We start from the raw sequence: 11,460 nt of genomic DNA on the forward strand, positions 1-11,460 counted from the left end.
CTTCAATCCCGACCGGCCGCGCAGCCGGCGGCCGATAGCCCATGGAGAAACGACATGACTGACAGCAATCGCCTTCGGCTGACGAGCGTCCGCGAAACCACGCTCGGCGTTACCCCCAATTCCCCGCGCATGCGCACGGCGCGCATCACCGGTGAAAGCCTTTCCTACAAGCCGGATTTCGTGAACTCGGAAGAGCTTCGCTCCGATCGCATGAATGCCGATCCGATCAAGACCAATGAAACGATCGGCGGCGGCATCAACTTCGAATTCTCTTTCCCTGTCCCAGACAGCCCGTTCAGCGATATGATCGCGAGCCTGTTCTTCAATGATTGGGTGAACGCTCCCTTCCGCGACAATGACGGTACGGCAGGCAGCAAGGTAACCAGCATTGCCGCGACCGGCGGCGTCATTGCGGTGGCTGCTGGTGCCGCCTTTGCAGCTGGTCATCTGGTTCGCCTGACCGGCTTTGGTGTTGCGGGCAACAATGGTGTCTTCAAGCTCACGACAGGTTCTTCCACGGTTCCGGCTGTGGGCAATGGCATTCTGACCGATGAGGCCAGCCCGCCTGCGGTGGCGCGGGTCAAGGTTGTTGGTTTCGAAGGTGCTTCCGGCGATATTCAGGCAGTGTCCGATGGCCTGATGGCGACGACGCTCGATTTCACCACCTTCGGTCTTGTTGTTGGTCAGTGGGTGAAACTCGGTGGCTCTGCCTCCGGCAACAAGTTTGCCACGGCGGCGCTGAATGACTGGGCGCGCATCACCAAGATCGCCGCCAAAAAGCTGACGCTGGATAATCTCCCGGCCTCCTGGACAACCGATAGCGGTGCAGGCAAATCCATCCGCGTCTTCTTCGGCGATACCATCAAGAATGGCACGAGTATGGTGTCGCTCACCCTTGAAAAGGGCTTCATGGGGCAGGCCACGCCCACCTATATCGTCCAGCGTGGCATGGTCGCCGGTCAGGGCGAATTCTCGGGCGAAAGCGAACAGATCCTGAAGGGTTCCGTCACCTTCAACGGCATGACCGGTGCGCAATCCACTGTGTCTCTTGATGACACCCCGGATGCCGCAACCACTAACGGCGTGATGTCGTCAGGTGTGAACGTTGCTCGTGTTGCGGAAAACGGCGCGGCGGTGACCAGCCCGAATTTTGTGAAGTCCGCTTCGATCCAGATCAACAACAATCTGCGAATGAAGACAGCAGTTGGTACGGTCGGCGCTGTCGATATTGGTGTTGGCGAATGCGCCGTCACTGTCAATCTCGACACCTATTTCGGCAACAACGCGGTTCTCGCGAAGCTCCTGGCCGGCACGCCATCGAACTTCTCGCAGCGCACGCAGAAGGATGGCCAGGCCGTGATCATGGCTGTGCCGCGCATGACCTTCAACGACGGCAACCCGCAGGCCGGTGGCAAGAACCAGGACGTGATGCTCCAGCTGACGGCCTCCGCGTCCATTGACCCACTCACCAGCGCGCATGTGCTGATGGATCGCCTCGAATACTACGAGGGCTGATCGGCTCTTGCTTCAATCCCTCCGGATCTGGGGAATTCGCGCGAATGGGCGGGTGGCAATGCCGGTTGCCGCCCGCATCCTTCCGGCAAAGGACAAACGGAAATGGTACTGAAAATTGCATCTTTGAAGGCCAATCTCGCCCGCGAGAACAATGGCGATTGGATCGAATACCCGCTCTGGGAAGGCGTCGAGTTCAAGGTTTCCGGCTTCCGCAAGCCTGAATACCAGGCAGAACGCGACCGCATTTTCCGCAAGCTCGCCCGTGATCATAAGGGCAAGCCCGTGCCGGTTGATGTTCAGCGGGCGGCGCTTGGACCGATCATGGCGAAGCACCTCCTACATGATTGGAAGGGTTTGGACGAACCCTATTCTGAGGATCGTGCCCGCGAATTGCTGTCTCAGCCGGAATATCGCGTGTTCTATGATGCGGTCGAATGGTGCTGCAACGAAATTGCCTCGGTAGATGCCCAGTTCGAGGATGACGCGGCAAAAAACTCCGTGCCGCGCTCCGCTGGCAGCTCGAAAGCCAGCAGTCAGGCGACTGGCTGAGAAAGATCGCGGAAGAGTTTCCGGACGAGTTTCCGGAGGCGGATATTCCGGTCATGCCGGAAGAGGCTGAGCCCCAGATCTGGGACCGCTTCATCTGGCGCGCCTGGGATGTTCTTAAATTCGACCGCACCTATCCCGGCATGGGTGGCGAAATGCCTATCCCTTACCGGGCCTATACTCAATATGCTGCCGATCATGACATCCGCGGCGAAGACTTCGCTTTCTTCCTGAAAATGATGACCGCCATCGACGATGAATATCTGTCCTGGCGGGCTGAGCAGGCTGAAAGGCAAGCACAAGAACGCAAGGCGCGGGGATAGGCCCGCGCCGGCATCACGTCTGAGGCTGATATGGTCGTTTCCATTGAAAAGTCGATGCGGTTCGTGGCTGGTATGGACGCATCCGGTTATGAACGTGGCACACGCACGATCGTGGCCGCCAATGCCGACGTTGCGTCATCGTCTGAGCGCGCTGGTAAGGCGGTACGTGAGACGACAGCCAAGATCAGTCAGGCTGGCAACGGCCTTGCTGGATTGGAAAGGAAGTTTTCTCCAACAGCGGCGCAGATGCGCGCCTTCGAGCGTCAACTTAACATTTTGAATGGCGCGCTCGATAAAGATGCAAACGAACTTGAGCGGTGTGCCGTAATTCTTGCCGGCATGCAGCAGAAATATCGGGTCACTGCCGATGCGGCGACATTTGCGGCGGCTGGTCACGCGCAGCTTGCCAAGGCCATTGATGATGCCAATGCCATGATGCGGGCCCAAGAGGCCGAACGCTATGCGGCTCGTCTCGAGGAGCTGCGGCTGCGCATGGATGGTGCCTATGCCTCTACGAAGGCACTCTCGGCTGAGCTGTCAGACCTGGCGGAATTGGAGCGAGCAGGCATCCAGATTACCGGCGGGTATGAGGCCGCCCTCAACAATTTGATCGTCAAATATGATGCCACGGCGCAGGCCGCCAAGCGGATGGCGGATGAGCAGGCGCAGGTGATTGCGCGTGCGCGTGCCGAACAGCAGCAGCTGACTAGTCAGCAGAACATCAACAGCCTCACGGGCGTGCGGGATTTTCAGTCGGGCGCGGCGCGGGATAGCGCATCCGTCTTTTCCGCCGCGGCAGATGAGGCAGATAGGCTCGATCAGTCGGTTGCGCGGCTTCGCGCTTCCATCAACCCGTTGGGTGCTGCGCAGTCTCGTCTCAATGCCGAGATGGCCGAATATGACGCGCTGGCCTCAAGGAACCTGATCTCGACGGAAGAGCTGGCGCGCGCGCAGGCCATAGCGCAGGCCCGCTATGAGGCGACGGCCCGCGCGATCGAGAAAGAGCGCGCCGCCAACGACAACAAGGGCAGCCTGCAATCCTACCAGCTGCGCAATCTTATGTATCAGGGCACGGACCTTATTCAGGGTCTGGCTTTGGGAATGCCTGCGCAGCAGGTGCTGTTGCAGCAGGGACCGCAGATCTTTGACGCCCTGAACAATGGCGCGGGCGGCCTGTCCGGCAGCCTGAAGGCGCTGGCTGGCTTTGTCAACCCCGTGACGGTGGGAATTGCAGCGCTTGCGGCTGGTGCCATCATTGGCGGCAAGGCGCTGTCCGACTACCTCGCCTCGATCAAGGCTGTTGAGGTGGCGGCTTCCGGGCTGGGCCGCGCGACGGCTGGCACTGCCCAGGAGATGGAGGCGGCAGCCGAGGCGGGTGCCCGCGCCGCCGGAATTTCTATTTCATCAGCCCGTGAGATGGAAGTGCAGTTCCTGCGCACGGGCCAGATCGGCAGCCAGAACTTTCAGGGGCTCATTGCCGTCAGCAAGAACTTTGCGGCCACCATCGGCACGGACAGTGCCACGGCCAGCAAGACGCTTACGGATCTCTTCGCAAATCCGGCTCAAGGTGCGCAGCAGCTCTATCGCCAATATGGCCTGATCGACAGCGCGACGGCGGAATATGTGCAGCGGCTGACTGCACAGAACCGCGCAACGGAAGCTCAAGCCGTTTTGCTGGCGGCATTGCCGCAGCGGCTGGTGCAGGCTGCGGAAGCCACCACGGCCCTTGGTCGCGCATGGGACTATGTGAAGAATGCCTCTTCGAACGCGTTCGATTCGATCGGAAAAACTATCGATCAAGCTGTGTCCGGGCCATCTCTCGATGAGAAGATCAGAAAGGCCGCGCAGGAGTATCAGCGGTTCAATAACCAAAGCCGTTTTCTTGGCGTCCTCAACGGTGCTGATAATCGCGCAGCCTCCGCAAAGGCCACGCTTGACGACTTGATGGAGCAGGAGCGCCGGCTGCAGCAGCTGCAGGCCGCGCGTTCGCGCGCCGCCGCCAACCAGAATGTGATCGCGCGGGCGGAAGACGTCGCAGCGCTGGCTGGCGTCAACAAGGAATTGCGCGAGCGTATCGATCTGGAAGATCAGCTGGCCAGCGTGCGTGCGGGCATCTCTGCCGCATCTGCTGTGGGCAGTGGTGTTTCGCCGGAGAAAAACGACGAGCTTCGCCGCACGGAAGATGCGCTGACGCAGGCTTTGAACAATCGCATGACGGCGCTTCAAAAGGAGCAGCAGCTTTCCGAAATCGATATTCGTATTTCAGCTGAACGCAATCCGTTGGTGCGGGCGCAGCTGGCTGCGGAGCGGGAAGAGATTCAGCTGAACGGTCAGCTGATCACCAGTGATGATCTCAAGACACGCAAGAAAATGGCCTATAATCAGGTCATCGAGCAGACGGTTGCCAGCACGCGTGGGCAGATTGCCGACATGCAGACGGAAATCGATGTTCGCCGTCAGTTGGCGGGGCAGGTTGATGGCGGCTCTCTTTCCATTCAGGAAGCGAACCGGCGCCTGCAGGAGGAGCTTGCTCTTCGCCCGCTGATCGCGGCGGCTGCCGTTGCGGAAGGTGCCGAGAAGCAGCGTTTGCTGACGCTGATCGGTGATCTTCGTCGTGCTTACGACGACATGGCGGAAACGCAAAAGACGGCTGCTGCCCAGTCGATCGTACAGGATCAGAATGACCGCCTGCGCTCGCTGCAAACGGAGATATCGCTGGTCGGGCAGGTGGGCGGGGAGCGCCGCCGCGCTATGGCGGTGCTGGAAGCGGAAATCCAGATCCAGCGCGAAGGCATCAAGGCAGATTCTGAGCGGGCGCGGACGATTCGGGACAATGCGGCTGCGATTGCCGAGCTGACCGACAAGCTGAGCGTCCAGCAGGCTTTGGGCGATCTCAAGTTTCAGGGCGAGCAGTTTGGTCGCCCCAAGGAAGAGCAGCAGGTCTATGAGCAGATCCGCCAATTGGGGCTGGATATCAACTCGACGGACGGCAAGCGCGTTGCCGACGCAATTCGGCTGAACCAGCAGCTGGAGCGCCAGCGCGAAGCGATCGACCAGATGGCTTCGACGCTTGCCGGCATGTTTTCACAACCGATCAAGGGTGCGGGCGATTTCTTCACGAAGCTCGCCAGCGGGTTTGCATCAATCGGCCAGCAAAACCTTCAGAAGGCCTTCACGCAGCTGCTGGGGGGCGGGCTGGGCGGATCATCCTCAGGCGGAAGCATCCTGGATGTGCTCTCCAGCGGTATCAACAAGCTCTTTGGCGGATCCTCTTTCGGGAATGAGCAGACGCGGCAGGTAAGCAGTATTGCGGCGAAGGTTTCGGTTCAGCCAGTTGCCAATGTGATGACCGGTCTGTCTGGAACGATTGCAAAGACCACCGAATCCGTGTCCGGCTCGATTGAGCAATATGCGGCGGCCATTCGACAAATTGAGAGCAGCGGCAATTATGGCGCGCTTGGCCCGGTGACCAGGAATGGTGATCGCGCCTATGGCGCCTATCAGGTGATGGGCAACAACATTGCCTCCTGGACGCAGGAGCTTCTGGGGTATTCTGTTTCGACCAAGGAATTTCTGAGCAACCGATCTCTGCAAGACCAGGTGTTTTATCAGCAGTTCGGCAAGTCCCTCGATAAGTTCGGAAACTTCTCAGATGCGGCCTCGGTCTGGTTTTCCGGTCGCCCATTGGCCGGAAACACAAGGAGCGACGGCTACAATACGACGCAGCAATATGTGAACAAAGCCTTGGCCGCATTGCCGTCAAGTATCAAGGCGGGCGCGGCAGAGGGAATCACACAGAGTCTCTCCGATAACCGCCTGAACGCGCTTCTGGCCTCGCCGGACTTCAAGCCGAATACGACCTATGGCGAATTAATCGGCGCGCCGGGTGCTGCTGGTGGCGCACAGATTGGCGTCGGTGGCGCTTTGTCCGCTGGCCTTGGCGGTTTCGGTCTCGGTGCGCAGAGCGGCAGTCCAGCCATGGGCGGCATTGGTGGCGCCTTGTCCGGCTTCATGTCCGGTGGTCCCGTTGGTGCCGTAGTCGGCGGCATCGCGGGGCTTCTCGGTGGCCTCTTTGGAAAATCTCAGCAAAAAGCGCAGGAGCGTGCGCAGGCGCGTCAGACCCTGAATGCGAACAAAGAGCTTATCCAGCAGCTATTCGCGCTCGGGCAGGGGCAGGGTGTCGGCGCCACTGCGCAAAGCTACAATCAGTTTTACGATAAGACAGCCGAACTGGACCTTGCCGCGCAGAAGGCGGGTGACCGGGCGCTGGTCGAGCGCCTGCGCGCCAACGTGAACAGCTTCTTCATTCTGCTGGAACAGGACTATAATTCCAAGCTGCCTGGACTTCTGAAAGCCTATGGTTCCGGCCTCGGTTCCAACAGCCCTTTCGTGAAGGGCGCTCAGGAGATGGAAAGCCTGCGCGACGAGGTGAAGAACTTCGTGGCCGATGCGCAGCAATTCGGTGATCTGCAGCTGAAGAACAACCGTGATCTCACGCCGGAACAGCTAGCGAAGCGTGTTCAAGATGCGCAGGATGCAGCGCAGAAGATGGTGCTCTCTTCCATCACAGGCACGCGCGAACTGGGCAATATGGAATCAGCCCTGCTGAAGTTGCAGGGCTCCACCTCTGTCGCAACGCAGACGCTGGAACAGCTCGGCATGTCGGCGGAAGATGCGGCAAAAGCAGTCAGTGGTGCGCTGAATGTTGCGGTCGGCAAACTGAAGGATAGTTACAACTCCGACCTGATGGGCTCGATCGGAGAACTCTCCGGCGTCGGCTATGTCGGCAGCATCCAGAATGCGCTTTCCAAATATGAGAGCCGGCTGGCGGATACCTCGCAACTTGGGTTGGATGGCTCGCTCGCGCTGCGGGAGCTGTCGCTGTCGATCAAGGAAATCGTCACGCAGGCCAATCTCGGCAAGGAACAGATTGCGGCACTGGGGGCAAGTTTTCCGGATCTGCAATTTATCTTCAACGGCATTTCCTCGACCAGTGTTGCGCTCTCTGACGCCACCTCGCAACTTGATGCGGCCTACCAGAAGCAAAGCCAGACGATCGACGATCTGATCTCGACCAGCAAACAGGCGATTTCGTCGCTGAAACAGTTTCGCGACAGCATGAAGCTCGGCAGCACCTCGCCGCTGTCACCGGAAGCCAAGGTTGCGGAAGCTGCAAGGCAGTTCCAGCAGATTGCCGACAAGGCGCGCACGGGCGATTCCGATGCGCTGGGTCAGCTCAGCCAAGCGGGGCAGGCCTATCTCGATGCGGCGAAGAACTACTTTGCATCGTCGAACGACTATTACCGCATCTGGTCCGAGGTCGATAACACGCTCTCCAGCGTTCAGTCGGCCACGGAAGGACAGCTCTCGGAAGCGCAGAAGCAGAAGGCGGCACTGGATGCGCAGGTGAATGGCATCCTGAAGGTCAACGACAGCGTGCTGTCGGTCAAGGATGCGCTCGACCAGTACAACAAGGCGAATGCCGACAATCTGGCGGCGCTGCAGCAGCAGCTGGGGTTGATTGCCCAGTCCGGCGCGTATTCGATCGCCAGCGCCTTCCAGCAGATGGGCGTAACGCCCACGCAGCAGGATACCGCCTACTGGCAGAATCAGGTCAAGAATGGCCGCGATATCGAGCAGGTGACGGAAGCCATCAAGGGTGGCCGCGAAGCGCAGCTCAACGAGCTGTATCGCCAGATCATGGGCCGCGATCTCGATGCGACGGGCCGGAACTTCTTCCTGAATTCGGGTAAGAGCTTCGACCAGATTGCCGCTGATCTGCAATATGCCAAGGCGCATGGCGCTATGCGCTTTGGTGGCATTGTTGGTGCATTCGCGTCCGGCGGCATGGTGGGCAACGGGCTCTACGATATCGATAGTGTGCGGGCGCGCTATGCAGGTGGCGGGGATATCCTGTTGGCGGGTGGTGAGCATGTGACGCGCGCACCTTCCGTCAATGCCCGTACCGCGCCGACGCTCGATTATATCAACCGTACCGGTCAGCTACCCGGCAACGATAATTCCGCGCTTGTGGCGGAGCTTCGGAACCTGCGCGCCGAGGTCGCCTCGCTGAAAGCTGAGCTGTCCCATGTCGCCAATGTCACGGCGACAAGCGGTCAGGTGGTTGCGGGTGCCGTGTCGGAAACGACAGGTGCGGTGCAGGCGCTTGGCAAAAAGGCGGCGCAAGCCGGTCTGGCGAGGTCATAAATGCGGGCGTCGGAATATCTGGTCGAGGTCGAGGCACACGACGGTGCCTCGATCGTCAAAAAGTACGTGTCCACCTGTGGCTATGTCACGGGGCCGGCTGATACCCCTGCCAATACCGTCTATGCGGCGGCAATCGCGGATGCCGGCACCTATTCGTCATCCTTCTTCGGAACCGGCCGCACTACGGGCAAGGCTGAAGTTGGCTATGGCGATATCATCCTTGCCAATGCTGACGGCGCTTTGGATGACTGGCTGTCTCTCGCCTTTGATGGGCGGCCGATCACGATAAGGCGGATCGCGAGCCCGCAGGCGGCATTTTCCAGCGCGGTCACCGTCTTTACGGGCACGGTGCAGTCGCTGGATAGCTCCAGCGCGCGCACCACCTTGCGGCTGCGGATCTATGACCGTCGCCTGGTGCTGGATAAGCCGCTGCAGACAAACCGCTATGGCGGCACCACGACCAGCGGCGGCATGAATACCGCTGACGGCAATGACGATCTGAAAGACCGCCTGAAACCGCTGGTGTTCGGCAAGGCCTTCAACGTGCCTGCCACGCCTGCGAATGCCTATGATCTGATCTATCAGGTGCATGACGGGGCTGTATCTTCCATCATCGCCTATGACGGTGGCGTGGCGCTTGAGGCGGGGGCGGATTTCGCAACGATCGCGGCCTTGCGGGCGGCGACGATCCAACCCGGCACCTTTGCCACGGCCAAGGCCCTCGGGCTCTTTCGGCTCGGCTGGTCGCCTGCTTTTGACGTGACGGCCGATGTCGTCGAGGGCGCGGCGACCGCCGATCGATACCCGGCCGCGATCGCAAAGCGGATCATGGCGCGGATGGGCTTGAGTGCTGCTGATTATGGCGCGGCAAGCTTTGCGGCGCTGGATGCCGCCGCACCGATTGAATGCGGCATCTATCTAGACTCGGAAACCAACGCGCTGGATGCGATCGACAAGGTGATGTCTTCGGTCGGCGCCAGTATCGTGCCGGATGCGCTCGGTGTGTTTCAGGCGGGACGGATCGCGGTGCCTGGCGCGCCGGTCATGACCATCACAGAGCATGATGTGCTCAATGATGGCGGCGACCAGGGCGGCGGATCGTTCGGGGTGATTGCCAATCCTGACATGGATGGCGCTGTGGTGGCCTGGCGCGTCATCCTCAAATATCGCCAGATCTACCAGACACAGGACCGATCGGCGCTGGCGGGAAAGATCAGCGATGCCACGCGCGCCTATCTCGCCAAGCAATGGCGGGAGGCGACGGCCGATAATGCCGGTATCAAGACCGTGCATCTGCTGGCGGATGAAATGACGGCGGAAACGGCGATCGCCGCGCAGGCCGATGCGGAAGCGGAAGCGGCGCGGCGGCTCGGGCTCTATGGCGTGACCCGCTTCGTGCTGTCGGTTGATGTCAGGATCTCGGATGCGGTCCTGGCCACGCTTGGCGCATCGGTCAATGCGGTCCTTCCGCTCGGCCTGTTTCGAAATGGCCGCGCCATGCTGGTGATTGGCCGTGTTGAAGAGCGCTCCAAAGAGCGCGTGACGCTGACCCTTTGGGGGTGAAATGCCGCAAATCGATGTTTCAGGGCTGACCGCTACCGGCGGGGTCAGTCTGGTGACACTTGACGTGACAGTTCCGACCGTGACGGGGGAATTGCCCTATCTTACGCTTGGTGCTGTCGAAATATGGGCGTCATCCACCAATGACCGCGCCACGGCCGCGAAAGCCGGTGAAACGGCGGGACGGCAATTCGTGCACTCCAACCTGCCGTCTGGCGTGAATACCCGCTATTACTGGTCACGGGCGCGCAATGTGGCTGGCACGGTGGGCAGCTGGTTTCCGGCATCCGCCACGGCGGGTGTTGCCGGCACAACGCTGGCAACCGCGCCCGGTGCCAACAGCGTCGGCACGGACCAGCTGCAGGACGGTGCGGTCACCACGAATAAGGTCGCCAGCATTGCGGCGTCCAAAATCGTGGCAGATAGCCTGTCTGCCATTTCCGCCAACCTCGGTACGGTCACGGCCGGCACGGTCACGGGCGCGCTTGTCCGCACGTCCAGTGGCAGCACGCGGGTAGAGCTTGATTACAGCAGCAATGCCCTGAACTGCTATCTTGGCGGCTCATTTGTGGGCCGTTTCGGTGGGTCATTTAGTATCGATCCGGTGCTTTACATCACTGGCGGCTCTGCGGGTATTGCGGTTTCCGTCTCCACCTCTGGAACCGCAGGCCAATTTACAAATAGCGGCAGCAGCTCTGACTCTCATGGTCTGCGTGCATCGTCGGGCGGCGGCATGGGTCTGGTGGGTATTGCCAGTGGCGGCGGTGGCTATGCCTTTTATGCGGAGCGCGGATCTTACGGACCCTTCACCGGCGCGCATGACGCCATGCTGGCCAAGGCTGCCGAAATCGACTTTGGCGATATCGTCTGTGATGTTCGTGTGCTGGCGCGGGGCGGCATTGATGACACGCTGACCGAGGTGACGCGATCGACGCAACGCGGGCAACCGGCCGTGGTCGGGGTGCTGACCCGGCGCGCTGCCTATGACCCGGTAACCTATCTTGCGGGCCTGCCATCTCTCGCCAATGAGCGCGACGAAACATCGTCCTTCTTGCGCCAGAAGCTGGCGGAACGCTTTGACCGTGTGACGATCAATGCTCTTGGCGAAGGCCAGATCAATGTGTGCGGCCGGGGCGGCGATATCGCGGCCGGTGATTTTATCATCGCGAGCGATCTACCCGGCAAAGGCGAGCGCCAGCCGGACGATGTGTTCCGCGCCACCACGGTCGCCAAAGCCCGCGAGGCGGTGACCTTCTCCAGTTCTGATGAAGTCAAGCGCGTGGCTTGCATCTACATGTGCGGGTGATCC

Annotated in this window: 6 protein-coding genes; all 6 read left to right on the forward strand. The window is 60.4% G+C overall.

Going from position 1 to position 11,460, the window contains the following annotated elements:
* The first annotated feature begins 54 nt into the window (after nucleotides 1-54).
* Nucleotides 55-1,515: a phage tail tube protein gene (locus Q2T52_RS09990; RefSeq protein ID WP_302076568.1), complete on the forward strand. Its 1,461-nt coding sequence runs from the start codon at nucleotides 55-57 to the stop codon at nucleotides 1,513-1,515.
* 102 nt (nucleotides 1,516-1,617) lie between these two features.
* Nucleotides 1,618-2,064 carry a phage-derived protein YdaY family protein gene (locus Q2T52_RS09995; RefSeq protein WP_302076569.1) on the forward strand — a complete coding sequence of 149 codons (447 nt, stop codon included), beginning with the start codon at nucleotides 1,618-1,620 and terminating at the stop codon, nucleotides 2,062-2,064.
* Between the two features lie 53 nt (nucleotides 2,065-2,117).
* A complete protein-coding gene (locus Q2T52_RS10000) occupies nucleotides 2,118-2,384 on the forward strand; it encodes a hypothetical protein (protein WP_302076570.1) in 267 nt (88 codons plus the stop codon).
* A gap of 30 nt (nucleotides 2,385-2,414) precedes the next feature.
* Nucleotides 2,415-8,591 (forward strand): phage tail length tape measure family protein, encoded by a 6,177-nt coding sequence (locus tag Q2T52_RS10005; RefSeq protein ID WP_302076571.1) that lies wholly within the window; start codon nucleotides 2,415-2,417, stop codon nucleotides 8,589-8,591.
* Entirely contained in the window at nucleotides 8,592-10,154 is a 1,563-nt protein-coding gene (locus tag Q2T52_RS10010) for a hypothetical protein (RefSeq protein ID WP_302076572.1), read from the forward strand. It abuts the gene before it with no gap.
* Between the two features lies 1 nt (nucleotide 10,155).
* On the forward strand, nucleotides 10,156-11,457 hold the full coding sequence (locus tag Q2T52_RS10015) for a phage tail protein (RefSeq protein WP_302076573.1): 1,302 nt from the start codon (nucleotides 10,156-10,158) through the stop codon (nucleotides 11,455-11,457).
* Nucleotides 11,458-11,460: the final 3 nt, after the last annotated feature.

Origin of the sequence: Rhizobium oryzicola, assembly GCF_030504645.1 — a bacterium.
GTDB lineage: Bacteria > Pseudomonadota > Alphaproteobacteria > Rhizobiales > Rhizobiaceae > Neorhizobium > Neorhizobium oryzicola.